This window comes from Mesorhizobium jarvisii, assembly GCF_003601985.1.
In the GTDB taxonomy this organism is placed as follows: domain Bacteria; phylum Pseudomonadota; class Alphaproteobacteria; order Rhizobiales; family Rhizobiaceae; genus Mesorhizobium; species Mesorhizobium jarvisii.
Map to the genome: position 1 here is coordinate 213368 of NZ_QZXA01000009.1, position 26745 is coordinate 240112.

The 26745-nt window shown below is 63.2% G+C and carries 28 protein-coding genes; 14 read left to right on the plus strand and 14 right to left on the minus strand.

Going from position 1 to position 26745, the window contains the following annotated elements; all coding sequences use genetic code 11:
* The first annotated feature begins 57 nt into the window (after positions 1–57).
* Positions 58–831: an HpcH/HpaI aldolase family protein gene (locus tag D3242_RS23340; protein WP_019857791.1), complete on the plus strand. Its 774-nt coding sequence runs from the start codon at positions 58–60 to the stop codon at positions 829–831.
* 38 nt (positions 832–869) lie between these two features.
* Here the strand turns inward: D3242_RS23340 and D3242_RS23345 are convergent, their stop codons facing one another.
* Both D3242_RS23345 and D3242_RS23350 read right to left on the minus strand, forming a co-directional pair.
* Complete coding sequence (locus D3242_RS23345) at positions 870–2048, minus strand: acyltransferase family protein (protein ID WP_019857792.1); 1179 nt, start codon at positions 2046–2048, stop codon at positions 870–872.
* A 166-nt stretch (positions 2049–2214) separates the two neighbouring features.
* Positions 2215–2763 carry an RBBP9/YdeN family alpha/beta hydrolase gene (locus D3242_RS23350; RefSeq protein WP_064982760.1) on the minus strand — a complete coding sequence of 183 codons (549 nt, stop codon included), beginning with the start codon at positions 2761–2763 and terminating at the stop codon, positions 2215–2217.
* 245 nt (positions 2764–3008) lie between these two features.
* Here D3242_RS23350 and D3242_RS23355 point away from each other — a divergent pair, with 245 nt between their 5' ends.
* Positions 3009–3821 carry a VOC family protein gene (locus tag D3242_RS23355; protein ID WP_064983524.1) on the plus strand — a complete coding sequence of 271 codons (813 nt, stop codon included), beginning with the start codon at positions 3009–3011 and terminating at the stop codon, positions 3819–3821.
* A gap of 79 nt (positions 3822–3900) precedes the next feature.
* Here D3242_RS23355 and purB read toward each other — a convergent pair whose 3' ends face one another.
* From purB to D3242_RS23370, 3 genes are all read right to left on the minus strand, one after another.
* On the minus strand, positions 3901–5208 hold the full coding sequence (gene purB / locus D3242_RS23360; protein ID WP_038646437.1) for an adenylosuccinate lyase: 1308 nt from the start codon (positions 5206–5208) through the stop codon (positions 3901–3903).
* Positions 5209–5366: 158 nt separating this feature from the next.
* Positions 5367–5879 (minus strand): hypothetical protein, encoded by a 513-nt coding sequence (locus D3242_RS23365; protein ID WP_038646439.1) that lies wholly within the window; start codon positions 5877–5879, stop codon positions 5367–5369.
* Complete coding sequence (locus D3242_RS23370) at positions 5876–6601, minus strand: DUF2259 domain-containing protein (RefSeq protein ID WP_038646442.1); 726 nt, start codon at positions 6599–6601, stop codon at positions 5876–5878. Before D3242_RS23370 ends, D3242_RS23365 begins: the two co-directional genes overlap by 4 nt.
* 132 nt (positions 6602–6733) lie before the next feature.
* Between D3242_RS23370 and D3242_RS23375 the strand changes: the two genes are divergently transcribed.
* The gene (locus tag D3242_RS23375; protein ID WP_010909112.1) at positions 6734–6988 is read left to right on the plus strand and encodes a DUF2171 domain-containing protein; all 255 of its coding nucleotides are present in this window, start codon (positions 6734–6736) and stop codon (positions 6986–6988) included.
* 9 nt (positions 6989–6997) lie between these two features.
* Here D3242_RS23375 and D3242_RS23380 read toward each other — a convergent pair whose 3' ends face one another.
* Positions 6998–8023 carry a P1 family peptidase gene (locus tag D3242_RS23380; protein ID WP_064982762.1) on the minus strand — a complete coding sequence of 342 codons (1026 nt, stop codon included), beginning with the start codon at positions 8021–8023 and terminating at the stop codon, positions 6998–7000.
* Positions 8023–9090 (minus strand): branched-chain amino acid ABC transporter substrate-binding protein, encoded by a 1068-nt coding sequence (locus tag D3242_RS23385; RefSeq protein WP_064982763.1) that lies wholly within the window; start codon positions 9088–9090, stop codon positions 8023–8025. Before D3242_RS23385 ends, D3242_RS23380 begins: the two co-directional genes overlap by 1 nt.
* Before the next feature lie 180 nt (positions 9091–9270).
* Here D3242_RS23385 and D3242_RS23390 point away from each other — a divergent pair, with 180 nt between their 5' ends.
* From D3242_RS23390 to D3242_RS23420, 7 genes are read left to right on the plus strand one after another with little or no spacing between them, the layout of a single operon-like run.
* Complete coding sequence (locus D3242_RS23390) at positions 9271–9798, plus strand: flavin reductase (RefSeq protein WP_064982765.1); 528 nt, start codon at positions 9271–9273, stop codon at positions 9796–9798.
* The gene (locus tag D3242_RS23395) at positions 9795–10724 is read left to right on the plus strand and encodes an AAA family ATPase (protein ID WP_019857801.1); all 930 of its coding nucleotides are present in this window, start codon (positions 9795–9797) and stop codon (positions 10722–10724) included. The genes D3242_RS23390 and D3242_RS23395 overlap by 4 nt, the downstream gene beginning before the upstream one ends.
* A gap of 4 nt (positions 10725–10728) precedes the next feature.
* Positions 10729–11979: a vWA domain-containing protein gene (locus D3242_RS23400; RefSeq protein ID WP_064982767.1), complete on the plus strand. Its 1251-nt coding sequence runs from the start codon at positions 10729–10731 to the stop codon at positions 11977–11979.
* Positions 11980–12029: 50 nt separating this feature from the next.
* A complete protein-coding gene (locus D3242_RS23405; protein WP_027046774.1) occupies positions 12030–12368 on the plus strand; it encodes an XdhC family protein in 339 nt (112 codons plus the stop codon).
* Between the two features lie 6 nt (positions 12369–12374).
* Entirely contained in the window at positions 12375–13079 is a 705-nt protein-coding gene (locus tag D3242_RS23410; RefSeq protein WP_064982768.1) for an XdhC family protein, read from the plus strand.
* On the plus strand, positions 13076–14686 hold the full coding sequence (locus D3242_RS23415; RefSeq protein ID WP_064982770.1) for an NTP transferase domain-containing protein: 1611 nt from the start codon (positions 13076–13078) through the stop codon (positions 14684–14686). The genes D3242_RS23410 and D3242_RS23415 overlap by 4 nt, the downstream gene beginning before the upstream one ends.
* Before the next feature lie 32 nt (positions 14687–14718).
* On the plus strand, positions 14719–15618 hold the full coding sequence (locus D3242_RS23420; protein ID WP_064982772.1) for an alpha/beta hydrolase family protein: 900 nt from the start codon (positions 14719–14721) through the stop codon (positions 15616–15618).
* A gap of 26 nt (positions 15619–15644) precedes the next feature.
* Here the strand turns inward: D3242_RS23420 and D3242_RS23425 are convergent, their stop codons facing one another.
* A complete protein-coding gene (locus D3242_RS23425) occupies positions 15645–16697 on the minus strand; it encodes a DUF1176 domain-containing protein (RefSeq protein ID WP_019857807.1) in 1053 nt (350 codons plus the stop codon).
* A gap of 140 nt (positions 16698–16837) precedes the next feature.
* Here D3242_RS23425 and D3242_RS23430 point away from each other — a divergent pair, with 140 nt between their 5' ends.
* On the plus strand, positions 16838–17344 hold the full coding sequence (locus D3242_RS23430) for a DUF1993 domain-containing protein (RefSeq protein WP_027046775.1): 507 nt from the start codon (positions 16838–16840) through the stop codon (positions 17342–17344).
* A gap of 55 nt (positions 17345–17399) precedes the next feature.
* On the opposite strand, the gene D3242_RS23435 is transcribed toward D3242_RS23430, so the two are convergent.
* Positions 17400–17564, minus strand: a complete 165-nt coding sequence (locus tag D3242_RS23435; RefSeq protein WP_019857809.1) for a hypothetical protein — start codon at positions 17562–17564, stop codon at positions 17400–17402.
* Between the two features lie 385 nt (positions 17565–17949).
* Between D3242_RS23435 and D3242_RS23440 the strand changes: the two genes are divergently transcribed.
* The 3 genes from D3242_RS23440 (at position 17950) to D3242_RS23450 (ending at position 20906) form a co-directional block, all read left to right on the plus strand.
* On the plus strand, positions 17950–18411 hold the full coding sequence (locus D3242_RS23440) for a hypothetical protein (RefSeq protein WP_081296003.1): 462 nt from the start codon (positions 17950–17952) through the stop codon (positions 18409–18411).
* A gap of 114 nt (positions 18412–18525) precedes the next feature.
* Complete coding sequence (locus tag D3242_RS23445; RefSeq protein WP_064982774.1) at positions 18526–19593, plus strand: aldo/keto reductase; 1068 nt, start codon at positions 18526–18528, stop codon at positions 19591–19593.
* Positions 19594–19637: 44 nt separating this feature from the next.
* Positions 19638–20906, plus strand: a complete 1269-nt coding sequence (locus tag D3242_RS23450) for a cysteine desulfurase-like protein (RefSeq protein ID WP_064982775.1) — start codon at positions 19638–19640, stop codon at positions 20904–20906.
* Positions 20907–20921: 15 nt separating this feature from the next.
* Here D3242_RS23450 and D3242_RS23455 read toward each other — a convergent pair whose 3' ends face one another.
* From D3242_RS23455 to D3242_RS23480, 5 genes are all read right to left on the minus strand, one after another.
* Positions 20922–21950 carry a histone deacetylase family protein gene (locus D3242_RS23455; RefSeq protein WP_064982777.1) on the minus strand — a complete coding sequence of 343 codons (1029 nt, stop codon included), beginning with the start codon at positions 21948–21950 and terminating at the stop codon, positions 20922–20924.
* Positions 21947–22450 carry a GNAT family N-acetyltransferase gene (locus D3242_RS23460; RefSeq protein ID WP_019857815.1) on the minus strand — a complete coding sequence of 168 codons (504 nt, stop codon included), beginning with the start codon at positions 22448–22450 and terminating at the stop codon, positions 21947–21949. The genes D3242_RS23455 and D3242_RS23460 overlap by 4 nt, the downstream gene beginning before the upstream one ends.
* A 211-nt stretch (positions 22451–22661) precedes the next feature.
* Positions 22662–23591 carry a 3,5-dioxohexanoate:acetyl-CoA acetone transferase gene (gene kce, locus D3242_RS23470; RefSeq protein ID WP_064982779.1) on the minus strand — a complete coding sequence of 310 codons (930 nt, stop codon included), beginning with the start codon at positions 23589–23591 and terminating at the stop codon, positions 22662–22664.
* A gap of 4 nt (positions 23592–23595) precedes the next feature.
* The gene (locus D3242_RS23475) at positions 23596–24981 is read right to left on the minus strand and encodes an aminotransferase family protein (RefSeq protein ID WP_019857817.1); all 1386 of its coding nucleotides are present in this window, start codon (positions 24979–24981) and stop codon (positions 23596–23598) included.
* A 1-nt stretch (position 24982) separates the two neighbouring features.
* On the minus strand, positions 24983–26623 hold the full coding sequence (locus D3242_RS23480; protein WP_064982781.1) for a N,N-dimethylformamidase beta subunit family domain-containing protein: 1641 nt from the start codon (positions 26621–26623) through the stop codon (positions 24983–24985).
* Positions 26624–26745 lie beyond the last annotated feature (122 nt).

A 26745-nucleotide genomic window follows, 5' to 3' on the forward strand; every position in this document is an offset into this window, starting at 1 on the left:
TTGCCTTCGCCGTGGTTTCCGGCTGAAACTGCCGACATTAACGAGGAAAGAGATTAGATGTCCCTGAAGTCCCGCCTTGCTGCCGATGAAACGCTGGTCACCGCCTGGTCCGGAGTGCCGGACGCCCTGACCGTCGAGATCCTCGCCAAACAGGGCTTCGATGCCATCACGCTCGACATGCAGCATGGCGGTCATCACGAGGACAGCGTGCTGCGCGGTCTTATGCCCGTGCTTGCCGCAAACAAGCCGGCGCTGGTGCGCATCCCCGTCGGCCGTTTCGACATGGCAAGCCGGGCGCTCGATTTCGGCGCCGAGGCGGTGATCGCGCCGATGGTGAATTCGGTGGCCGATGCAAGACTGTTCGCCGCGGCAATGAAATATCCACCGCTCGGCGAGCGCTCGTGGGGACCCACCTACGCCTTTCCGCGCCACGGCAAGGGCGACTATGCCGAATGGCTGCGCGACACCAATCAGCGCACCATGGCCTTTGCCATGGTCGAGACGCGCGCCGCGCTCGACGCGCTCGACGGCATTCTCGACACGCCCGGCATTGACGGCATCTTCCTCGGGCCGTCGGATTTCTCGATTGCCTGGACCAATGGCGCCACAGTCAGTTCGACGCTGGAGAGCATGATGGAGACGGTGGCGGCGGTGGCCGAGCGCACCCGCAAGGCCGGAAAACATGCCGCGATCTATGTCGTCGAACCAGCAATTGCCGGCCGTGTCGTCTCGATGGGCTATCGCCTGCTCGCCACCGGGTCCGAGCATGCGTTGATTTCATTGGGGGCAAAGACACTGTTGAAAGATATCAAGGATTCGATCGGAGCCTGAACCCGAACCGGACGAGCTGCCGTCGCGGCGCCGGGCGGTCAGGCGCTCGCTGCAGCAGGCGCCGCGGCGATAGGGCCGCCGCGCCTGAACCTGTTGAACAGGGCGCCGAGCACCTGGACCCACCAATTGTTGAAGATCACGAGCGGCAACGCCGCGAGGATCGAACCCAGCATGGCGGCGGCGGCACCAAGTGCGGTGGAACCGCTGACCAACAGAACCCATGATGCCAGTGAGCAGATAACGGGGAGATGCACGAGGTAGAGCGGGAAAGACAGGTCGCCCAGGAAACGTGCCGCCTTGCTCGAGAGCCATGCTGGAGGCTCGTCCACACTTAGCATAGCGTAGACCAACATGATGCTTGCCGGGATGGCCACGCAGGCTTGCCTCAGGCCGACATCATCAGAAACCGCGGTCTCAAGCAGCGCAAAGGGCCGGTATATGCCGACAGCACTCCCCGCGTAGCCCAGCAGCGTAAGGGAAACGATCACCATGGCGCCTCTTACCCAGCGATTCGGGCGCAAACCCATGGCGAGAAGCGGATAGAGCATGAGGCTGGCCGGAAAGGCACAAAAAAAGAAGCTGACTTGCAGCGCCAGGAACACGCCTGTTGCTATGCAGAACCAGGAAAGCAGCGTCCAGCGGCCCAGGAGGAAAAAGACGATGGGGGCGAGGGCGAAGGTCAACATGCTCCCCCAGAACTCGACCGTCATGGTCCACAGGCTGCTGTCATAATATTTGTCGCCGTAGATAAACGTCCGCCAGGCTCCTTGCTGGAACGCGTCGGCGAAACTCGCTGTCTCCGGCGAGAGCACCCTTGAAGCATTGCCGAATCTGCTCAGCCACTCGGATTGGGTGACCGCAGCCGCATTCTTGAAGAAATACAGATCGAGCTTGAAGATGAAACAGGATGCCAGAACCGTGACAAGCACTGGTCCGGCCAGACGAGGCAAACGCTTTATCGCACCCAGCAGCAGATCTTGCGCTTCGCGGGTCTGGAAATAGCGCTTCACAAGCACATAGGAAGAGAGGACGAAAAACAGGTAGACGGCAGAGCCGCCATTGAAGGCGATGAAAGCCAGACTTGTCTTGAGGGATTGCGCGGCGTTGTCTCCGTCTCCGCCCGCCGCCGACGGGGCGAAAGCACGCAAAATATGCCCATTCAAAACGACCAGCGCTGCAGCACCCCTCAAAAATTCGAGTGAAGCGTCCTTGCGCAAGCAAATACCTTCGTTTGAGCGTGAAGAATTGTTATTGAGCAATATCGCATATACGCGGTGAACAGAGTTCGCCGCGTATAAGAAGTATCGCGAGCCACCTTAAATTATTGTTTATTGGAGCTCGGGGGTTTCTTCGGGGACTCTGTGCGTCGACTTTGGGTCTGAATCACAGATCCGTCAGGAACTTGGCGAAGGTCATCGAGCCTTCGGGCCAAGGGCCGAAGCCGGAATCCTGGTTGAGATGGCCGGTCTCGCCGGCATCGATGAACAGCGAACCCCAGGCGCCGGCTATGTCCTCGGCGACATCGAAGGCACAGAACGGGTCGTTGCGGCTGGCGATCACGATCGACGGAAAAGGCAGCGGCTCGCGCGGGTAGGGGCCGAAGGTCATCAGGTGCTTCGGCTTGATCCCTGGGTTGGCGACATCGGGCGGCGCCACGAAGAAGGCGCCGGCGACCGGTTTGACGAATTGCGGGATGGCCTGCACGGCCGCAGCCACCCCTAACGAATGTGCGACGATGACCACCGGCTTCTCAGCCTCGTTGACCGCTTTGGCCACGCTCGCCGTCCAGTCCTCGCGCACCGGCTTCGACCACTCTGCCTGCTCGACGCGACGCGCCGTCGACAGTTTCGATTGCCAGCGGGTTTGCCAATGCTCGGGCCCAGAATTGGTGTAGCCCGGAACGATCAGGATATCTGCATCTTTGACTTTCATGGCGCTGAGATAGCGAGCGCGATTGCCTCATGCAACCGTTGATGGACGCGTTCCTGCTCGTAATGGTGAACACCATGTTCGCTTTTCGCCGTCTTGTGTGAACGATCGCGATCGACGATCTGTCGTTGGGAGAGAAACAGCCGTGGAGGACCGCGATTTTGGCGCTGACACGACGTACAATGATCGGCGGCGCCGGGCTCCTGGCATTGGGAGCTTCATCAAGCGTTGCCGCAATGGAGATTACGATGAGCGAACTGCCATTTGCCGCCACCACGCCGGTGAGCGTTGCCCGCGTCGGGCTGAAGGCGCGCGATGCCGAAAGCCTCGCCGCCTATTACCGCAGGGTCGTCGGCCTGCAGGAATTGAGCCGTGCCGATGGCGCGATCACGCTCGGCGCCGGCAGCCGTCCGTTGCTGGTCCTTGAGCCGGATGCTTCCGCCAAGCCGGACGATCCGCGCAGCGCCGGCCTGTTCCACACGGCCTTCCTGCTGCCCAGCCGTGCCGATCTCGGCCGCTGGATCAACCACGCCATATCAGACAAGATCGCCATCGAGGGTGCGTCCGACCATCTGGTCAGCGAAGCGCTCTACCTGACCGACCCCGAAGGCAACGGCATCGAGATCTATGCCGACCGTCGACCGCAGGACTGGAAATGGAACGGCGACAAGATCGCCATGGCGACCGAACGGCTCAACATTCCGGCTGTCGTCGGCGAAGTGCCGGCCGGCGATGCAGGCTGGCAAGGCGCGCCCGAAAACAGCATTGTCGGCCATGTCCATCTGCGTGTCGGCAGGCCGGAAGAGGCGGAAGCCTGGTGGAACCAGGAATTCGGCTTCGACACGGTGGCCAGATATGGCGGTCAGGCAGTGTTCCTGTCGTCAGGCCATTACCATCATCACATCGGCGCCAATGCCTGGCAGAGCGCCGGCGCCGGCCGTCGCGACCCGTCGCGCTCGGGCCTCGCCTGGGTCGAGATGCGTTCGAACAATGTGACCGGCGAAGCGACCCGTGAGGATCCCTGGGGCACGGTGATCAGGACCGTTCCTGGAAAGGCGTGATCGGCTTTGTCCCTCGCAGGTTCGGATACGAAAAGGCCCGCCGGAAAGGCGGGCCTTTTTCTTTGGCGCGTTTAGGTTCTCAAGCCTCCCCAAACACCCGCCTGAAGATCGTGTCGACGTGCTTGGTGTGGTAGCCCAGGTCGAATTTCTCGCGAATTTCCGCCTCGGGGAGCGCGGCGGTGACTTCCTTGTCGGCCAAAAGTTCCTCAAGAAAATCAGCGCCTTGCTCCCACACCTTCATGGCGTTGCGCTGCACCAGCCGGTAGGAGTCCTCGCGCGACAGGCCGGCTTGCGTCAGCGCCAGCATGACGCGCTGCGAATGCACCAGGCCGCGGAACTTGTTCATGTTCTTCAGCATGTTCTCGGGATAGACGACCAGCTTGTCGACGACGCCGGTCAGGCGTGACAGCGCGAAATCCAGCGTCACCGTGGCGTCCGGCCCGATCATGCGCTCGACAGAGGAGTGCGAGATGTCGCGCTCGTGCCAGAGCGCCACATCCTCCATCGCCGGCAGCGCCATGGAGCGCACCATGCGGGCAAGGCCGGTGAGGTTTTCCGTCAGCACCGGATTGCGCTTGTGCGGCATTGCCGACGAGCCTTTCTGGCCCGGCGAAAAATACTCTTCCGCTTCCAGCACCTCGGTGCGCTGCAGGTGCCGGATCTCGGTCGCCAGCCGCTCCATCGACGAGGCGATGACGCCGAGCGTGGCAAAGAACATGGCGTGGCGGTCGCGCGGGATCACTTGCGTCGATACCGGCTCCGGCTTCAGCCCTAGCTTTGCCGCGACATGCTCCTCGACATAGGGTTCGATGTTGGCGAAGGTGCCGACTGCCCCTGATATGGCGCAGGTGGCGATGTCTTCGCGTGCGTGCACCAGCCGCTCGCGGCAGCGCGAGAATTCGGCATAGGCCTGCGCCAGCTTGATGCCGAAGGTTGTCGGCTCGGCATGGATGCCGTGGCTGCGGCCGATGGTAACGGTGTCCTTGTGTTCGAAGGCGCGGCGCTTGAGCGCGGCAAGCAGGCCGTCAATGTCGGCGAGCAGAATGTCGCTGGCGCGGGTAAGCTGGACGGCAAAGCAGGTGTCCAGGACATCCGAAGACGTCATGCCCTGGTGGATGAAACGCGCATCCGGTCCGACGAACTCGGCAAGATGTGTGAGGAAGGCGATGACGTCATGCTTGGTGACGCGTTCGATCTCGTCGATCTTCTCGACGTCGAATTTCGCGGCACCGCCCTTTTCCCAGATGGTCTTTGCCGCTTCCTTCGGGATGACGCCGAGTTCGGCCAACGCGTCGCAGGCATGGGCCTCGATTTCGAACCAGATGCGAAACCGGGTTTCGGGCGACCAGATGGCGACCATTTCCGGCCGGGAATAGCGAGGGATCATCGGTCAGTCCTGATGTGTCTAGAGCAATTCCAGGAAAAGTGTGCAGCGGTTTTCCCACAGGGATTGCGAAAAAGAAGGAGTTAGAGCGGGTCGGCGGTTCTACCAAGCGCTGAACCGCTCAAGGTTAGCCCGCCTCCTAACAGAGACAGACAAAATGCTCAACGCCGCTGCTGTGCAAACCAGAGGCTGGCGGCAAACAAGGCGATGAACCCAAGCGGAAAATAGAGCCTGATGCCCAGCACCATGAACTGGTAGGACGCCACCGCCATCGTGAAGGCGAGCTGAAACCCCCAGGTGAGGGTGAAGACCGGTGCATGCCATTCGGCATAGTAGGACCGGTATTGCAAGGCATAGAACCCGGCGGTCAGCCCGATCGTCGCGGCGACAAGGCACACCATTGCCGCCGCGAAGGCGACCTCCCGGCCCCTTCCGAGCGAGACCAGCCGTGCCGCGAACAGGCCGACCGGAAAGGCCAGCGCGCCGCCGCCCGCAAACAGCAGCGACACGGTGCGGATTTTCTCCGGAGTCACCCAATTATCCAGCAACAGGTTGATGAGCGCGCTCGTGCCCATGGTTGCGGCCCACAAGAACGAGCCGAAAAGCGTCGCGCGCCACCCTGGCAAGGCGCGGCGGACGTAGTTCACGTTGAGTGTGGCGGCGTAGGGTGTCACAGGCGGCCGGTCACGGCGATCCAGCGGAAGTCCGGACCCTCGAAGCCATATTGGCGCACCGCGATCAGCACCGCATAGGCGCTGAGGCTATCCATGGAGAATGTCTGGACCGCACCGATGCGGTAGCCGTTCGGGCAGCCGCGGCTTTTGGGGATAGACTTATCCTCATGCAGCAATTTGGTGGTGCCGCCATCCTGCGCTTCGATGCGCAGCAGCCGGAAGCCATTGATCTCGCCCTGACTGTCGCAGCCTTCGGTGTTGTTCATGCCGATCTCGTCCAGCCGAAACTCGAGCGGTTGGTCGACCGGAGAGAAGATAGGGCGCGGATTGACCGCCATGCGGTGCGGATCGGCCGAAAGCTCGGTCACCGGGTTGAAGCCGGCGGTGATGCCGCGGTTGGCGCTCAACTCGGCCTGGCTGACAATGGCCTCGCCCTTTTGCCGGGCCTGGAGGCGCGCCGCGTCGAGCTTGGCGTTCTCGTCGTCGAGCCGGACCCTGATCGGCGTGCCCTTGAGAAAGCTGTCGGTGCTCGTGTCGATGTAATAGCGGTTGGCATAGGGGAAGCCCGACCCGTCCTGGACGCCGTATTCCTCGAAGGCGAACACGCCGCCATCCTTGCTGAAGCCAAGGATTTCAAGCTCGGCGACATCGCCGGCCTGGACGGCGATCGACGCTGAAAGCTGTACTGCCAGGGAGATGGCAAACAGGAAAAGCATTCGCATCTTTTTCACTCCCGCAGCCGTGATCGTTGCAATCCCTAGCACGACGAAATCAAAACGTCGTGCAGGACGAAGCCGATGCATCCAATCGGCTTGTCATTTGTTATTGTCGGCAGTCCCAATGGAGAACCAACCATGACCGACACCAGCAAAATTCGTGAGCATATGGAAGTCGTGGGCGCCGATGGCGTGCATCTCGGCACTGTCGACAAGGTCGACGGCCAGCGCATCAAGCTGACCAAGGCCGACAGCGGCGAGGGCGCTCACAAAGGTCATCACCACTACATTCCTCTGGCCCTGGTTGCAGAAGTCGATGGCAAGAAGGTGTGGCTGTCAGCGAATTCCGACGTGGCGGTAACGTTCGAGGAAGAAAAATCCGATCCGGTCTGATCGATCGATTCAGCCCAAACGCGACGACCAGACGGGAAACAGGTCGTTGTCCGCCGGCGTCGCGGCAAACACGCCGCGGCTGATGGCGCGCGCCATGGTGGCGCCGGCTGCGGCATAAAGGTCGATTGCCGCATCGGCCTCGAGCCGGATGCCGCTTGTTCCCGTCGCCAGTGCGAACACAAGATCGCCGTCGGCCGGCGTGTGCGTCGGCCAGATGGCGCGCACGAAGCCGTCATGCGCCGACATTGCCAGGCGTTTCGCAGCGGCCTTGGTGAGAACCGCATCCGTCGCGATGACGGCGATCGTGGTGTTGCCGCCGGATTCCATCTGCCTGTCTGCCTGCCTGTCGCGGTATTTCAGCAAGATCGCCTTCGCATCGTCCGGCATGGGCGCGGGATAGCCGAGCCCGCCGTATTCGTCGCTGATTTCGAAGGGCGCCGCCCAGAAATGACGGGTGCGCCCGACGGTCACCGATCCGGTCGGATTGACGGCGGCCAGCGCACCGATGGTGACGCCAGTGTCCAGCAGCGTCGAAGCGGAGCCCAGGCCGCCCTTCAGCCCGGCGGTCAGCGCACCGGTGCCGGCGCCGACCGTGCCCAACTGGAAATCGGTGGCGGCAGATTGCGCTGCCTCATAACCGAGGTCGCGATATGGGGGATAACGACCCCACTCCTTGTTCCCACCGTTGCGCAGGTCGAACAGGATCGCCGCCGGCACGATCGGCACGCGAAATCCGCCCACCTCGAAGCCGATGCCGCGCTTGCGCAGTGCCGCCTGCACGCCAGACGCGGCATCAAGGCCGAAAGCCGAACCGCCGGACAGCACCACGGCGTGGATCGCCTCGATCGAATTGTGCGGTTCGAGCAGGTCCGTCTCGCGCGTGCCTGGCGCGCCGCCCAGGATCTGGACACCGGCCACCGCTGGTTCGTCGCAAAGGATAGTCGTCACGCCGGATTTCAGCCGGGCGTCGGAAGAATTGCCGACGCGCAGGCCAGCAACGTCGGTGATCAGATTGCGCGGACCGGTGCGGAACATCAATTGCTTTCCAAAGGCACGAAGCGCGTGCCGTCGAAGCGGAAGACGCGGTAGGGGCTCTGGCTGAGGTCGCCCTTGGCATCGAAGCGGACCGGCCCGATCGCCGTGGTGAAATCATGCCCGCTCAGCGCCTCGGTCAGCGGCTTGCCTGGGGACAAGGCCGATGCCGCCTTGGCTATCTCCACCGCCGCATAGGCCGGCAGCGTGTAGCCGTCCGGCACGATCTTTCGCGCGGAGAAACTTTCCAGCACCTTTGCGTCGGCGACATCGGCCCATTCGGGCGGCGCGATCATCAGCGTACCCGTCGCATAGGGCACGTCTCCGGGCGGCGTGCGCAGATTTTCGCCGCCGGCAAAGACGATGCCGGCCTGCAGCTGCGCGGCGTCGCGGCCCATAATGGCGATGTCGTCACCGTCGCCGCCGGCAAAGACGTGCGTGGCGCCGGCCTTCTTCAGCCGCCCGATCATCCCTATCTGGTTGTCGAGCTGCGGCCGGAACGTGTCGACGAACACCGGCTTCAGCGCCGCTTGCTCGGCCGCCGCGCGAAATGTTTCCGCCATCTCGCGCCCATAGATGGTGCCGTCATCGATGATGGCGAACAGCTCCTTCTGCCACAGGCGGGTGAGGGTGGAGGCGACGGCGTTGCGCTCATCGTCGCCGCGCGGCCCCAGGCGATAGACCGGCCAGCCGGTCTTGGCGCGGCGGTCGGTGAGGCTTTCGGTGCGCACGCCGACGGTGATGACCGGGATATTGGCGTCCTTGAGGATCGGCATCGCCGCCTCGATGGCTTCGGTGCAAAGGAAGCCGACCGCGACACTGACCTTGGCCGCGGCAAAAGCCCTGGCCGCGGCAGCGCCGCCATCGGCGGTGCAGGCATCATCCTCGGTCTTGAGTTCGACGCCGTTTGCTTGCGCCGCGAGCCCGGCACCGGCCTCGATCTGCTTGCCGAGGATGGCCGACGGTCCCGACAACGGAGCAGCAACGCCGATCGTCAGCCTCTGAGCGCTGGCGGCGCCGGCCAGGAATAGCCAGGCCAGCGCGGCCGATATCGTTGCCCCGGGTCGCATTCTGAGAAGAGTTCCTCCCAAGCCCGCGATAACAGCGCGAGCGCCAATTCCGCCAAGACCTAAAGGCTGCCCGGCCTTGGTGCAACACGCGAATTCGGGGATATGGGCCAAGCACTTCGCTTGTGGCATGTCATGTCTGGCCATATATAGCGGTAGGGTTCTGGCTATGGACAATTTCCGGTGCTGAAGAAGAATGACATTGGGCCACAGGCCTATCGCGACGCGATGAGCCATTTTGCCGGCCACGTCCATGTGGTCACGACCGACGGGCCGGCCGGCAAGCGCGGCACGACGGTGATCGCTGCCTGCTCGGTGTCGGACACGCCGCCGACCATCTTGGTGTGTCTCAACCGCGAAAATGCCAAGAATGAGCTGTTCGTGAAAAACGGCCGGTTTGCCCTGAACACGCTGGCCTCGCACCAGGAGCCGCTGTCGGTCGGCTTTTCCGGCATGACCGGCCTGCCGGTCGAGGAGCGTTTCGCGCTCGGCGAATGGGACGTGATCTCCACTGGCGCGCCAACGCTGAAGGGAGCACTGGCCGTGTTCGACTGCGAACTGATCGACACCAAGGACCTGGCCACGCATCGTGTGCTTTTTGGCAAGGTGACAGGCCTTCGCATGGGCGATAATTTGCGGCCGTTGATCTATCACGCCCGCGGCTACCATGTCCTGGACAGCGGAGCGGCGGCGTTCACGGAGAAAGAATGACCGAACTGAAACCGCGCCCCGTACCGCGGACGATCGACGAGACGCTCGATCTCCTGACCGGCGCGGATTATGTGGCGGACCGATCGCTGGCGACCGTGCTTTTCCTGTCGCTGCGTATGAACCGGCCATTGTTCCTCGAGGGCGAGGCCGGTGTCGGCAAGACCGAGATCGCCAAGGTGTTGGCGCAGGCGCTTGGCCGCCGGCTGATCCGCCTGCAGTGCTATGAAGGGCTCGACGTTTCGTCTGCTGTCTACGAGTGGAATTATGCCGCGCAGATGATCGAGATCCGCATGGAGGAGGCGGCCGGCAAGGTCGACCGCACCGCGATGGAGCGCAACGTCTTCTCGGAAAAATACCTGATCCGCCGCCCGGTGCTCGATGCGCTGACCGGCAAGACAGGGGCGGCTCCGGTCTTCCTGATCGACGAACTCGACCGCACCGACGAAGCCTTCGAAGCCTTCCTGCTCGAAATCCTCTCCGACTACCAGGTGACGGTGCCCGAACTCGGCACCATCAAGGCGGAAGAGCCGCCGATCGTCATCATCACCACCAACCGCACCCGCGAGATCCATGACGCGTTGAAGCGGCGCTGCCTGTATCACTGGGTCGACTATCCCAATGCCGAGCGCGAATTGGAGATCGTGCGTCGCAAGGTGCCGCGAGCCAATCAGCGGCTTTCGGCGGAGGTAGTCTCCTTCATCCAGAAACTGCGCCAGATCGAATTGTTCAAGGTGCCGGGCGTTGCCGAGACCATAGATTGGGCCGGCGCGCTGACCGAACTCGACAAGGTGGCGCTCGATCCGGAGACCGTTTCCGACACGATCGGCGTGCTGTTGAAATACCAGGACGACATTGCCCGCATCGGCACGGGCGAGGGCCGGCGCATCCTCGACGAGGTCAAGGCCGAGCTCGCGGCGGCGGAGTAACGCGATGAAGGCGCCGGGTGCTTACCCCAAAGAGGCGACGGCGGACGGGCGCATCGCCGACAACATTGTCTATTTCGCCCGCACCTTGCGCAAGGCAGGCATGCGGGTCGGGCCGGCCTCGGTCAAGGATGCCATCGAGGCGGTGCTGGCCGCAGGCATCGGCTCGCGTGACGATTTCTACTGGACGCTGCATGCGGTGCTGGTGTCCAGGCACGAGGATCACCCGGTCTTCGACGAGGCTTTCCGGCTGTTCTGGAAATCGCGCGAACTGATCGAGAAACTGCTGGCGATGTTTTCGCCGGTGGCGCCCGACATCAAAGAGAAGCAGAAGCCACGCGCGGCCGAAAACCGCGTCAGCCAAGCCATGTTCGAAGGCCATCAGAAAAACCAGCCACCTCAGGAAGTCCCTGAGATCGAGGTTGATGCCCGCTTCACCTTTTCCGGCAACGAGGTGTTGCGCGGCAAGGATTTTGCCCAGATGAATGCAGCCGAAATGGCGGACGCGAAGAAGGCGATCGCCGAGCTGCGGCTGCCTTTCGACATGGTGCGGACCAGGCGCTTCAAAGCCGATGCGCATGGCCGCCGCATCGATCCGCGTGCCATGATGCGCTCGGCCGCGCGCACCGGCGGTGAATTGATCCTGCCGAAATTCCGCTCGGCCCGCGAAGTCCACCCGCCGCTGGTGGTGCTGGCCGACATTTCCGGTTCGATGAGCCAGTACACGCGCATCTTCCTGCATTTCCTGCACGCGCTGACGGAAAAACGCCGCCGCGTCCACACCTTCGTCTTCGGCACGCGGCTGACCAATCTGACCCGGCAGATGCGCCACCGCGACCCCGATGCCGCCCTTGCCGATTGTTCGGTGGCGGTGAAGGACTGGTCCGGCGGCACGCGTATCGGCGACACACTGGCCGAGTTCAACCTGATATGGTCGCGGCGCGTGCTGGGACAGGGCGCGGTCGTGCTTCTGATCACCGACGGGCTGGAGCGCGACGATGTCGCCGGCCTTTCCGAAGAGATGGAGCGGCTGCACAAATCCTGCCGACGGCTGATCTGGTTGAACCCGTTGCTGCGCTTCGACGGTTTTCAGGCACGCGCCCGCGGCGTCAAGGCGATGCTGCCGCATGTCGATGAATTCCGCTCGGTACACAATCTCGAGGCGCTCACCGACCTCTGCGCGTCGCTGGACAAGAAGTCGGCACAGTCCGTTGATCCGCGACGATGGATGGAAGCTGGCGCGAGGCACGCCGCATAGCCATATGTTTTCCCGGCTCCCTGGAAAAACAGACCCTGAGAGAAGCAACCATGAACGACAGTCTTTATCTCGATGAGGCCCGCGATCCGCTGATCATCGCGGAAGGTTGGATGAAGGATGGCAAGGATGTCGCCATTGCCACTGTGGTCGAGACCTGGGGTTCGGCGCCGAGGCCTGTCGGCAGCCATCTGGTCATTGACGCCGAAGGCAATTTCCACGGCTCGGTCTCGGGCGGTTGCGTCGAGGGCGCCGTGGTGAGCGAGGCGATTGACGTCATCGACTCCGGCAAAGCCAAGATGCTGGAATTCGGCGTCGCCGATGAAACCGCCTGGCAGGTCGGCCTGTCCTGCGGCGGCCGCATCAAGGTGTATGTCGAGCGGTTGGGCTGATCTCAGATGGATCCATACGCCCTGAAGACTTTGAATGCCGAGCGCCGCGCCCGGCGCGCGGCGATCCTCGTCACCGATCTCGGTGATGGCCGCGACCGCATCGTGCGTGAGGGCGACCAGGTCGCCGGCGATCTTGGAGCCGCGATCGCCAGAGCTTTTCGGTCGGGCAATTCCGGTTCGGTCGAGGCCGAAGGGCGGACCTTCTTTCTCAACGCGCATCTGCCGCAGCCCCGCCTCGTGGTGATCGGCGCCGTCCATATCAGCCAGGCGCTGGCGCCGATGGCGAAGATCGCCGGCTATCCCGTCGAGATCATCGATCCGCGCACGGCTTTTGCCACGCCGGACCGGTTTCCCGATGTCGCTCTGCATGCCGAGTGGCCGGAAGATGTGTTGAAGCGCCATCCGCTCGACAGCTACACCGCACTTGCCGCCGTGACCCATGACCCGAAGATCGACGATTTCGCGTTGAAGGCGGCACTCGACGCCAATTGCTTCTACGTCGGCGCGCTTGGCAGCCGCAAGACGCACGCCAAGCGGGTCGAGCGCCTGCTGGCGCTGGGCGCAACTGCCGACCAGATCGCCCGTATCCATGCGCCGATCGGGCTCGATATCGGTGCCGCCAGCCCCGCCGAGATCGCCGTCGCCGTTCTCGCGCAGACCATCCACGCCTTCCGCTCGCGCGGCCTCGATGCCAAAGGCGCAGTGGCGTGAAATTCGGTCCGATTGCGATTGAAGAGGCCGAAGGCGCGGTGCTGGCGCATGCCACTACCGCTGGTGAAAAGCGCTTTCGCAAGGCGCACAGGCTGAGCGCCGAAGATGTTTCCATACTCAAGCGGGCTGGCGTCTCGCAGGTCGTTGCGGCGGTGCTGGGCTCGGATGATCTCGGCGAGGACGCCGCGGCGCAGAGAATTGCCGAGAGCATGAGGTTCAGCGGCATCGAGGTGAGGCCGGCGGCCACCGGCCGGGTCAATCTCCACGCCAAGGCATCAGGCATCTTCACGGTCGATGCTGGGATGATCGACGCCATCAACGCGGTCGATCCCGCCATCACCATTGCCACGCTCGCGCAGCATGCTCCGGTCGAAAAAGGTCAGATGGTGGCGACGGTGAAGATCATCCCCTTTGCGGTCGCCTCCGCCTTGGTCGACACCGTGATGAAGATCTGCGCCGGCGGCGCGATATTTGCCGTCAACGCCTATCAGCCGGTGCGCGTCGGCGTCATCCAGACGGTTCTGCCGGGCATCAAGCCCAGTGTGCTCGACAAGACGCTACGCGTCACCGAAGCGCGGCTGGCGCGTTCGGGCGGCAGGTTGACGGCGGAGCGCCGCACGCCGCACGAGATCGCGCCCGTGGCGGAGGCTGCTGCCTCGCTGGCGCGCGACAATGACCTGGTGGTGATCTTCGGCGCCTCGGCGATGAGCGACTTCGCCGATGTGGTGCCGGCAGCGATCGAGAGGGCGGGCGGAACAGTTGTCCGCGCGGGCATGCCGGTCGATCCCGGCAATCTGCTGGTGCTCGGTACACTCGGCGGCAAGCGCGTCATCGGCGCGCCCGGTTGCGCCCGCAGTCCCAAGGAAAACGGCTTCGACTGGGTGCTCGACCGGCTGGTTGCCGGCCTCGACGTCACCGCGAAGGATATTGCCGGCATGGGGGTCGGCGGGCTGCTGATGGAGATCCCGACGCGGCCGCAGCCGCGCGAACCGCTGCCGGCCAAGAGCCGGCTCAAGGTCGCCATCGTGCTTCTGGCGGCTGGCCGGTCGAGCCGCATGGGCGGCCCGAACAAGCTCATGGCGCTGTTCGACGGCAAGCCGCTGGTGCGTCGCACCGTAGAGCGCGCGCTCGCCTCGAAGGCGTCGGGCACGATCGTCGTCACCGGCCATCAGCGCGAGCGCGTACGCGCGGCTTTGCCTGGCCTCGACGTCACTTTCGCCGACAATCCCGACTTCGCCGATGGCCTGTCGACGTCACTGAAGGCTGGCATTGCCTATCTCCCCGAAGACACCGCCGGCGCGATGATCGTCCTCGGAGACATGCCTGGCATCGAATCTGACGATCTTGACCGGCTGATCGATGCCTTCCGCGAGGCCGGAGGGAATTCCGTGGTCCGCGCCTCGCATCAGGGCAAGCGCGGCAACCCCGTGCTCCTGCCGCGCGCGCTGTTCCCGGCCATCGCTCATCTCGAAGGTGATACCGGCGCACGCCATCTGGTTGAGGCCGAGGGGCTCGATGTCGTCGATGTCGAGATTGGCGAGGGCGCCTCTGTCGATGTCGACACCCGCGAGGCGCTCGAAGGCGCCGGCGGCGTGCTGCAGGATTGACAAACCCAGGCTGAATTACGCAAGCCTGCGGTATGGCTTTTCGTTTTCTTTCTCCCCTCCACGGGTTTCTGGCTGCGGTTTTTGTTCTTTGCCTTGCCGGCCAGGCCGATGCGCTCGAACTAAAACCCTTCAAGGACGATCTCTTCGCCTATCCGGCGACATTGTCGACCGGCGACGGCGGCGCTTACACCGTCATCGACTACCGCGAGATGCGCGATATCAACCAGCGCGACGAAGTGCCGGAAAAGCGCGTGCATCCGCAGTACACCGACACCGGCGTGCGCAAGGTGCAGCAGGATTTGATGCTGAAGACGGACGCCGGCGATGTCAGGCACGTCGCCGTCGGCAAGACGCAAGACGCCGGCCTCATCGTGCTCTATCTGCACGGCCAGGGCGGCAGCCGCAAGCAGGGCGTCGACGACTTCACGTTCGGCGGCAATTTCAACCGACTGAAGAACCTGATGGCCGGCAATGGCGGGCTTTATCTCTCGCCGGATTTCCCTGATTTCGGCGACAAGGGGGCCGCACAGGTCGCGGCCTTGATCGATCATTATGCCGAACAGTCGCCGGGCGCGAAAATCTTCGTCGCCTGCGGCTCGATGGGTGGCGCGCTGTGCTGGAAGCTTGCCGCGCGCAACGATACCGGCCGGCGCATCAACGGGCTGCTGCTGCTCGGGTCGCTATGGGACGAGAGTTTTCTCGCAAGTCCCGCCTTCAGGCGCCATGTCCCGGTCTTCTTCGGCCAGGGCAGCCATGACGTGGTGTTTCCCGTGGCGAACCAGGAAGCCTTCTTCCGCTCCATCATCGCCAGGTCGAAGGCCTATCCCTATCCGACCCGTTTCGTGCGCTTCGAGACCGGCACGCACGGCACGCCGATCCGCATGGTCGACTGGCGCGGCACGCTGAACTGGATGCTGTCGAAGGCGCCTTGACCGGCGCTGTCTGGCAGCCCCGGCGCTCAGGGCGCGGTGTTGTAGTCGACGACCGTCTGTGGGTTCTCCTCGCCGTCATAGGATGCATCGACGTCATACTGGACCAGCGAGAAATCGCCGTTGCGGAACAGATAGGTTCCCGAATCGGAGGCATCGCCGACGCCACGCCACTTGTCGAAGGTGGTGATTGTGTGGGTGTCCGCGTCATAGTTGGAATTGACAGCCCAACCGGTCGTCTCGAAGCCGACGATGCTCATGCCCAGCAATTTGCCGTCGCTGTTATTGTTCTCGTAGCGGATGTCCATCTTGGGTTCGGCGAACTGCAATTGCCGCACTTCAGACAATTCGTCGGTCATGTAGTAGACCGAACTTTCATTGTAGGCCGCCGCCGAACAGGAGAAATGGAACAGCCGCGTTTCCTTGTCGGGATCGCCGGGCTGCGCATCCTTGTCCTTGTACTTGATCGAAAATACCTCCGGCTCATTGCCCAGGAACTGCTTGTCGCACTGGTCGCTATAGGTCGCCAGGAAGGCTTTCTTGGCCTTCTCGAGTGCCGTATCCTTCTTCGGCGGCGGCGGGCCGTCGCCGCAGCTTGGCGGCAGCGCCGCCTCGAAATCCGCCGTTGAGGGTTTCAGCGCGCCTTTTTCGATGTGGATCGGATCGAAGGGCGGCGCGGCCTGGATCTGCGCATTGACCTGGCGCAGTGTGTAGCAGCCGGCAAAGACCTTTTCGCCGCCGCTCTTGTCGGTGGCACGGATGGCGACCGGGACGTTGTAGAAGATGCTGCCGGCGGCCCCGTCGTCGGAAATAGCTCCGGTCGTGACTTCCACCTTGTCGGTCCCGTCATAACCCTTGACGAAACTGTCAAAATCCTTAGCCGGCTTTGCGTCTCCGTAGTAACCCCAGGCGCGGGCGAATTCGTGCCGGTTGATTGCGCTGTAGAGCGAGCGAATGACCGCCTCGGCGCTCGATCGGTCGTCGACATAGGGTGCTTCGGGCGCGTCGTCGGCGGCCAGCGACGCTTGGCCTGATATGGCAAGGGAGAGAAAGGCAGCCGCTGCAAGAAGGACGCGTCTCATCGGGAATCTCCGGTCGATAACGGAAATTCTACCATGGCGATTGCGGCGGCGTGGTGACGCGGAGCCCACGGCGCTTGAAGAATCGCGCGCGCAGGCGCTACGTCGCTGCGCCGGCGTTCCGACCGGACAGGAGATCTGACGTGACGATATCGATGTATGAGGCATCCGTGCCCGTGTTTTCAGCCAGGCTGAAAGCACTTTCCAATGTGCTGGCGGCTGCCGAACAGAATGCGCTTGACCGCAAGATCGACCCGCAGGTGTTTTTGACGGCGCGGCTCGCACCCGACATGTTCGCCTTGACCCGGCAGGTGCAGATCGCCACCGACCACGCCAAGGGCGCGCCGTCGCGGCTGGCTGGCCGCGAGGTACCAAAATACGAGGACAATGAAGCAAGCTTTGCCGATCTCGAGGCGCGGATCGCCAAGACGCTCGCGCTTCTGGCGACGTTCTCCGCCGCCGATATCGACGGCTCCGACGACAAGGTGATCGAACTGAAACTCGGCGGACGCGAAACGACGTTGGGTGGCATGCAGTATCTGCTGCACGTGGCCATGCCCAATTTCTACTTCCACCTCACCACCGCTTACGACATCCTTCGCCACAATGGCGTGCCGCTGGGCAAGGCGACATTCCTGGGATCGCGTTAAGGGGCAGGCATTCCGAGATGTCCCGGATCCGTCCGGGACATCTCGCGAGACGCATCTAGCGAATGGACATTTCGCGGGCGACGCGCGGAAAATCGGCGGGCTTGATGCCGATATCGGCGCGATCGGCATTGCTCATCGCATGAAGCAGCGCGAGCGCCGCGCGGTATCGCAGATGTTCCTGCGGGCGCGGCCGGGCGAACATTTCCGTGAAGAAACCCATGAATCAGGCTCCTGGTTGGTCCTCCACGCCAGCCAATATAGGTGAATCGTGACAATTGTGCAGTGCAGCATTTGCATGCCTGCTATGTCCGGATAAGTTTCCTAATTTTCTTGCGGCCACTGAAACTTCCGCGTCGCACCAACCGTAGGCTTCGACGCTGGCTCATGGCCAGTTTTTCCTCGCCACTCCTGGCGAATTTCCGGACTGCATGAAAATGCAGTCCGGCTTTTTGTTTTGAGGGACCGGTCGCGATCCTCGAATGGCTAAATTCATTAAGATCGGTGGTATGTATTTTTAACGAGCCGGTTCTATGGTCTGGAAACTTTGACAGTCAGGCAAGGGGGAGGCTGACATCGCTACCAGCGCCAAGCGTGATTTCGCTTCGCTGCTCGACGACCTCTTCGTTGCCTCCGACAAGGGCGACGGTATCGAGGGCGACGAGGCTGGCGCGCGTCCGTCAATTCCGTTCGATTATCTGTCGGTCGCCGATGAACTCCATTCCGGCCGTATCAAGGTATCCGCCGCCGAGTATCGCGAGGCCGGTGCCGACCTGGCGAGCGAATTCGCCGCCTTGCTCGAACACGCTAAGCTGGCGCTGGCTGCCGAGGACCCGAAGCCCGAGGAAAAACTCCCGCCGATCGATCCGGAGTCGATCGCGGCCGAACTGGGCCTGAACCAGCCCAAGAGCGCCGTCGATTTCGGCCGCATGCGCCGCAGCTTTGCTTTCACCAACCATCCCGATCGCGTCGCCCCGCATCTGCGCCAGCGCGCCATGATCCGCATGCAGGTGGCCAACATGCTGATCGACGAGGCCAAGCGCCGCGCCGTTGCTGGTGTCCGCCGCTAGCCAGGCCCGCTGGCTCACGCAAAAGTCGGCTTGGTGAGGCTTGGAGAGCGGCATGGCTTTCCCTATACATGCAGCCTCCTTCCCGCGCAGACTTTCCCTCCGGAGCAAAATTCCATGCACAAACGCCGTCTCGGTCGGACCGATCTCCTTGTTACCCAGATCTGCCTTGGTTCGATGACCTGGGGCCAGCAGAACACCGAGGCCGACGGCCACGCGCAGATGGATCTGGCTTTTTCGCGCGGCGTCAATTTCATCGACACCGCCGAGCTCTACCCGATCCCGCCCAAAGCGGAGACGCAGGGGCGGACGGAGAAGATCATCGGCAGCTGGATGAAGGCCAAGGGCAACCGCGACAAGGTTATCCTTGCCTCCAAGGTCGTCGGCCGCACCGCCAACAGCTGGTTTCGCGGCGATAGGCCGTCGCAACTGGTACGCGCCGATATTTTTGACGCCGTCGACAAATCCCTGACCAAGCTCGGCACGGACTATCTCGACCTCTATCAGATCCACTGGCCAGAGCGGGATATCCCCTGGGGTGCCAATCCGACGCGCGTCGGGGCGGTGGCGCCCCGTGCTGATGCAGTCGGCGCACCGGCCGACGAAACGCCGATCGCCGAGACGCTTGCCGTCTTCGACGAGCTGGTGAAGGCGGGAAAGATCCGCCATTTCGGCCTGTCGAACGAAAGTTCCTGGGGCGTCATGCGGTTTCTTGCCGAGGCCGACAAAGGCGTTGGTCCGCGCGTTGCGTCGATCCAGAACGCCTACAATCTCGTCAACCGCACCTTCGAGGTGAATCTTGCCGAGGTCTGCGAGCGCGAACAGGTGTCGTTGCTGCCTTATTCGCCGTTGGCGCAGGGTTACCTCTCAGGCAAGTACGACCATGGCGCCCGACCGCAGGGCTCGCGCTCGCAATTGTTCAATCGCGGCCAGCGCTACGAGACGCCGAATGCCGCTGAAGCACTGCTCGAATACAATGAACTGGCGCGCACCTTTGGCCTAGAACCGGCGCTGTTCGCCAACGCCTATGTCTCGAGCCGGCCCTTCGTTACCTCCAACATTATCGGCGCGACGACCATTCCGCAGCTCGAAATGGCGTTGTCTTCGGTGGATGTCGTCTGGACCGAAGAGATGCAGAAGGCGGTGGACGCGATCCATCAGCGGGTCGGCAATCCCTGTCCCTGACCGGCGGGGATAGATTATCATGGAATAACAAAGGGGTGGAGAGAATGGTGGGTTTTTCGATCGAGGCCGTGCGGGGACAATTTCCAGCGCTTTCCCTGACCGACAAGGGCCGCCGTCGCATCTATCTCGACAATCCCGCCGGCACACAGGTGCCGCAGGCCGTCGCCGATGCGGTGTCGCGCTGCCTGCTCACCACCAACGCCAATCTAGGCGGCTATTTCGAAACGACGATCGCGGCTCAATCCGTCGTCGACGAGGCGCATCAGGCGATGGCCGATTTCCTCGGTGCGGCGAGCCTCGAGGAAATCATCATCGGCGCCAATATGACGACGCTGACCTATCACATGTCGCGCACGCTCGGCCGCGCGCTGAAGCCCGGTGACGAGATCATCCTCACTCGCATGGACCATGAGGGCAATGTCTCGCCCTGGCTGCAACTGGCCGAGGATTTGGGCCTCGTCGTGCGCTGGCTGCCATTCGATGAAAAGAGCTGGCAGGTCGAGGAGGCGACGCTGACCGGGCTGTTGTCCGACAAGACACGGCTGGTCGCGTTGAATTATGCCTCGAACCTGACCGGCTCGATCAACCGGGTTAAGTCGCTGACTGCCATCGCAAAACGGGCTGGCGCCCTGGTCTATGTCGACGCCGTCCAGTTCGCGCCGCATGGCCTGATCGACGTGCAAGAGCTCGGCTGCGATTTCCTGATCTGTTCGGCCTACAAATTCTTCGGTCCGCATATGGGCATTTTGTGGGGGCGGCGCGAAATCATCGATGGCCTGAAACCCTACAAATGCCGTTGTTCGTCCAATGGCCTGCCGGAGCGGTTCGAACTTGGCACGCCGCAGATCGAGCTGATGGCCGGTCTTGCGGCGGCCGTCGACTATTTTGCCGGGCTGGGTGCGGCAGCGGGCGAGGGCGGCTCGCGCAGGCAGAAGATCGCCAGGGCGTTCGAGGTTTCCATCGCCTACGAGAATCCGCTGGCGCAAAGGCTGATCGACGGCCTGTCCGACATTCCGGGCCTGACTATCCATGGCATCACCGATCGCAAGCGGCTCGCCGAGCGCGTGCCAACGGTGTCCTTCACCGTCGACGGCATCGTACCGGAGACGATCGTGCGGCAGATGAACGCCGAAAACATCTTCCTTTGGTCCGGCCACAACTACGCCTGGGAGATCGTCCACCAGCTCGGCATTCCAGCCGAGCAGGGCGTCGTGCGCATCGGCATCGCCCACTACAACACGGCGGCTGAGATTGATGAGACGCTGGAGAGCGTGCACCGGGTCGTCGCCATGCTCAGGCAGCAGCGCTCCTGACGCCAGGAGAAACCGTCACCGCATCCTGCCACCGAAGCCGGTGAGGAAGGCGGTGAGATTGTCGCCGAGTTCGTCGCAGAGATAGCCGCCTTCCTGGACGATGACGCTCGGCAGGCCGAGTTTGCCAATCGCCTCGCCAATGCGGGAGAAGCCGGGCGTCGTCACCGAGAGCCCGCCGAACGGATCGCCCTGGAAGGCGTCGAGGCCGAGCGCGACCACCAGCGCGTCCGGCGAAAAGGCGCGAATGCGCTGGAACGCAACGCCAAGCGCCTCCAGAAACGCCGCGTCGGCGGATTTGCGCGGCAAGGGCAGGTTGAAATTATAGCCGAGGCCGGGTCCTTCGCCGCGCTCGTCGGCATGACCCCAGAAGAACGGATAGAAGCGCACCGGATCGGCATGCAGCGAAACGGTAAGCACGTCAGGGCGCGCATAGAAGATGCCTTGCGTGCCGTTGCCGTGGTGCAGATCGACATCGAGGATCGCCACGCGTGCCGCCTGCTTGCGCAGCACCTGCGCCGCAACGGCCGAATTGTTGATGAAGCAGAAGCCGCCGGCGACATCGGCAAAGGCATGGTGGCCGGGCGGACGACACAGCGCATAGGCGGCCGGCGCGCCAGCCATCACCGTTTCCGCTGCCTCGACCGCACTCCAGGCGCTCCACAGCGCGCTTTGCCAGGTTTCGCCTGAGATCGGGCAAGCGGTGTCGGCCATATGGTAGCCGGCCTGGCTGACCGCCGAGGCAGGGTAGGAACCATTGCGCGCGATCGGATGGATGTTGGGGATCACTTCCGCCGAGGCGCCTTCGATGCGCTGCCAGCGCTCGAAAATATGTTCGAGGAAGTCGAGATATTCGGGCGTATGCACCGCCGAGACCGGGCCGAGACCGTGATCGCGGGGCCGCTCGATCGTGCAGCCGGCGGATTTTGCGCCGGCTAACAATCTCTCGACGCGCTCCGGTTTTTCCGGGTTGGGCTGCGCCGCACCACTGGAAAGAAACGCCTTCGGGTCGTGGCGCTTCTGCTCTTCGGCGTAAAAGGCCTTCATTCCTGCTCCCCATTGACCGGCGCGTCGGCGAAGGCAAAAAAGGCCTCGCCGATGATTTTCTGCGTCTGTTCGTAACTCGACCAGGCGATGCCCAGCCTTTCATAGAAGGCCTTGGCGCCTTCATTGTCGGTGTCGACCGACAGCCTGAGATAGACGCCGCCGTCCTTCCGGCATTCCGCGGCCACGCACCGCAAAAGCCGCTCGCCGATCTTGCGGCCACGGAACCTGTCCTCGACATAGAGGTCCTGCACATAGACGCCGGGCCGCCCCATCCAGGTCGAAAAGATCGGGAAATACAGGCAAAGACCGGCGAATTCGCCGCTCACCTCGGCGATCAGGGTGAAGAAGGCCGGCTTTTCGCCGAAGCCGTAGCGGCGGAGATCATCTGAAGTGGACGTGATCTCCTGATGCGCGCCGATATGGGTGCCGAGTTTAAGAAGCGCGGCGTGGATGGTGTCGACGTCATCGATGGTGCCGGGACGGAGCGTAATCGCACTCACGACAGGTACGGCGCCAAGGCACCCCCCTCTGTCCTGCCGGACATCTCCCCCGCAAGGGGGGAGATTGGACGGCCGCCAGGCTTTCGCCAATCACAAACGTTCGAGCAGGAGCGGCGAGACTGAAGCTGCCGATCTCCCCCCTTGCGGGGGAGATGGCCGACAGGCCAGAGGGGGGTGTGACGAAACGCAATCATTTCAGATTGTCATCATCTCAAAACGCCACCCGGTCGCCGCCCTTCAGCGCCAGCATCTCACGCGCCTCGGTCGGCGTGGCGACCTCCAGCGACAGGCCGTCGAGGATGCCCCGGATGCGGCGCACCTGGTCGGCGTTGGATTTCGCCAACTGGCGGCCATCGTAGAGACTGTCTTCAAGCCCGACACGGACATTGCCGCCCATCGCAGCCGCGATCGAGATCAGCGGGATCTGCTGGCGGCCGGCAGCCAGCACCGAGAATTGGTAGCTATCGCCGAACAATTTGTCGGCGATGCGCTTCATGTGGATGAGATTGTCCGGATCGGCGCCGATGCCGCCAAGAATGCCTAGCACGAACTGGATGAACAGCGGTCCCGACACCAGCCCTCGGTCCCGGAAATGCGCCAGCGAATAGAGATGGCCGACATCGTAGCATTCGAATTCGAAGCGCGTGCCGCAACCCTTGCCGAGCCGCTCAAGCACGCCTTCCATGTCGGCGAAGGTGTTCTTGAAAATGGTGTCGCGCGTCGCCTCCAGCAGCTTCGGCTCCCAGTCGTGCTGCCATTCCCGTGGCTTGTCGAGCATCGGGAACAGCGCGAAATTCATCGATCCCATATTGAGCGAGCACATTTCGGGCTCCGCTCGCAATGGGGCCGCCAATCGCTGGTCCAGGGTCATCAGGGAAGAGCCGCCGGTGGTGATGTTGATCACCGCATCGGTCGCCTGCTTGATGCGCGGCAGGAACTGCATGAAGACATCAGGATCGGCGGTCGGCCGGCCATCCCTGGGGTCGCGGGCGTGCAGATGCAGGATCGACGCGCCGGCTTCCGCTGCAGCAATGGCATCCGCCGCGATCTGGTCCGGCGTCACCGGCAGATAGGGCGACATGGACGGCGTGTGGACCGAGCCGGTGACGGCGCAGGTGATGATGACCTTTCGCGGCGCCATTCCTTTACCCCCGGCCTTCGACCGGCAGGTCGAGCTCTGATGCCAGAACCTCCAGCGAGTCGCCGATGATGGAGATGATCTCGCCGACCTGCTCGCTGGTGACGATCATCGGTGGCGCGACCATGAAATTGTCGCCGTCGACGCCGCCCTTGACCCGGCGGCCATAGATGATCAGCCCGCGCTCATAGGCGAGGTCGAGCAGACGCTGCGTGGCTTTCCTGCTCTGGTCGATCGGCCGCAGCGTTTCTGGATCGGCAACCATCTCGGCGCCGGTCAGTAGGCCCTTGCCGCGCACGTCGGCGATGAAGGGAAAGCGCTTCGCCAGTCCCTTCAGACCGTCCATCAGCACGCCTCCCATGGCGGCGGCATTGGCGATCAGGTCAAGCCGATCCATCTCGCCCAACACGGCAAGGCCGGCGGCGCAGGCCAGCGGATTGCCGGCATAGGTGTGGCCATGCTGGAAGCCGCCGGAAGCCAGCAGCGGCTGCACCAGCCGCATCGGTGCCGCCAGTGCGCCGAGCGGCGCATAGCCCGAGCCCAGCCCCTTCGACAGCGCGACGATGTCGGGCTTGCAGTTCCAGTGGTCGCCGCCGAGGAATTTCCCGGTGCGGCCGGCGCCGCACATCACTTCGTCATGGATGAGCAGAATGCCGTAGCGGTCGCAGATTTCGCGAATGCGCGCATAGTAGCTGTCCGGCGCTACCAGCGCCGCGGTCGCCGCACCGCCGATAGGTTCCATGATGAAGGCGACGACGCTCTCCGGGCCTTCGGCGAGGATCTTCTCTTCCAGCATGTCGGCATAGCGGATGCCGCGCTGCTCCATCGAAAGGTTGTCGCGGTCGCGCCAGGCGGTAGGCGCCGGCACGGTCGGCATCACCCGCATCATCGGCGTAAAGGTCTCAGCCAGGGCGTCGTCGCCGGTGATCGAGAGCGAACCCAGCGTGCCGCCATGATAGGAGGGGAAGCGCGTGATCACCTTCCATCGGCTGGCCTGGCCGGTGGCAACGGCCCATTGCCGCGCCAATTTGATGCAGGATTCCGTCGCCTCCGAGCCGCCCGAGACGAAGAAGATGCGGTCCATGCCCTCCGGCAGCTTGGCCGCAAGCTCACGCGCAAGCTCTTCCGCCGGCTCGTTCTCGAAATGCAGCCGGTAGGCGAAGGTGGCGCGGTCCATCTGCCGCTTCATGGCGTCCAGCACATTGCGGTTGGAATGGCCGATATTGGCGACCATCGGCCCGCTCGATCCGTCGATGAAGCGGCGGCCGTCCTGCGTCCACATATAGATGCCCTCGGCGCGATCGATCAGCGGCCGGCGCAGGCTGGACAGATAGAACAGATGCGATTGGCGCCGGGCCTCGGTATCTCGAGCAGCGGTCTGGGTCTTCGACATGTCAGGACTTTCCAAGGTAGCGATCAAGGACATTTTGGGTGACGCGTTTGACCATCGGGTCTTGTCTTAGCAGGCCGGCGACCCATTCGCAGCTTCCGGCGTGGAACACCTCGCCCTTGCCGCGCGGAAAATTGACGATCATGCCGTTGCCGCGTTTGACTTTTTCGAGATTGGCGTCGCTCGCCTCGCCGAACAAAGTCTCGGCGGTGAAGCGGCCATCCTCGTCGGTGAGGAACTGATCCTCGATCGGAATGTCGGCGCTTTCCTCGACCTGGCTGGCCATGCCGACGGCAAGAACCTGCAAGCCGTCAGGCGCGCCGCTGTCTGATGTGGGGTAGGGCAGGCCGCCGCGGATTTCGAAGTCGAGCCCGTCGACCTCATAGCCATAGACATGGCTGTCGGCGCCGAGCAGGTCGCCATAGTAGATGCCGGTGCCGGCGAACGCCCAGTGTTCCGGCCGGTAGACCGGAAAACCACGCACGCCACGCGGCGCGCAGCCGCCCCAGCCGGCATAGACGCCGCGCGTCGCGTTGAGCCCGAAGGTCGCCGAACCCGGCCGGCCGATTTCCGGCGCTTCCCAGGAATTGGTGGCGCGGGTGACGTCGCCGCCGCGGTAGGCCGGGTCCTCGGTCCGGGCACGATATTTGTAGCAGACCTGCCGCCCGCCTTCGTCCTCGAGCCGCGTCTGCCACATGAAATTGCCGGCGAAACGAGCCGCATGCCCGCCGCGCTCAACATAATTGTCGACCGCATCGCGCATTTCCCATGTCCAGTACTCGTCATGGCCGACGAAGACGGCGCAGTCGTAGCCGTCGAGAATGTCGGGCGAAAAATGCAGATCGTGCTGGCTGGCGAGATCGACATGATAGCCGGCCCGCTCGGCGAAGCGGAAGAAGTGGCTGTCGTAGCTCGCCCAGCCTGACGAGGCGTATTTCTTCGAATGGCCGGTGGCCAGCGCCCATTCCATATGCGGATACCGCGGCACGGTCTTCGGCGGCACGGCGACCTCCAGCGGCACGCGCGGCGCATCTTTGGGCAGCGCGACGAAGCCGCGGCACCAGGGGCGCTGCGTCGACACGATGGGCGAATACTGGTTGCGGTCCGGCCCGGTGATGCCCTGATAATGGTTGGAGCCGCCCCAGGTGTTGTAGGCAAGCCAGGTGCCCGTCGCCGCCACCTGCAGCACACGGCCTGGCTTCCTGCCGGGTTGGGGAGAGACGATGAAGAGATGGTGGCTGTGAATTGGCTTGCCGTCCCGACCATCGGCAATCAGCGTTATCCGATAGGCACCGGACGGCCAGTCGCTCCCGACACGGAATTCGAAGGACGCTTCCCAGCCGCAGCCCTCGGCCGAGCACTGGTCCGGGCTTTCCTGCCAGCGCGATGCAATGCCCGATTTCTCGAACAGTTTTGTCTCGCTGCCGCCGTCGCGGGTAATCGTCACGCTGAACGACGGCGCCGTCGAACTGACATGCAGCGCCACCGTCTCGCCGGCGCGATAGGAAAAGCGGTCCGAGTAGCACCAGATTTCGCCGCGCGCGCCATCCATGCCGGGCCATTCATAGTAATGACCGCGCACCGCGTGGCGACGCTGCTCGGGCGTCAGCCCGAAATCGGGGAATTCGGTCGGCAGATGGGTCATGAACACCGGAAAGGATCGAAGGTCGCCATTTCGGCCATCTGCCGGCCAAGCGTCAAATGGAAACGATCGGGCCAGCAATTGCTTAGCCGCTCTTGGCCGCACAAGGCAAAGCGACTATTTCA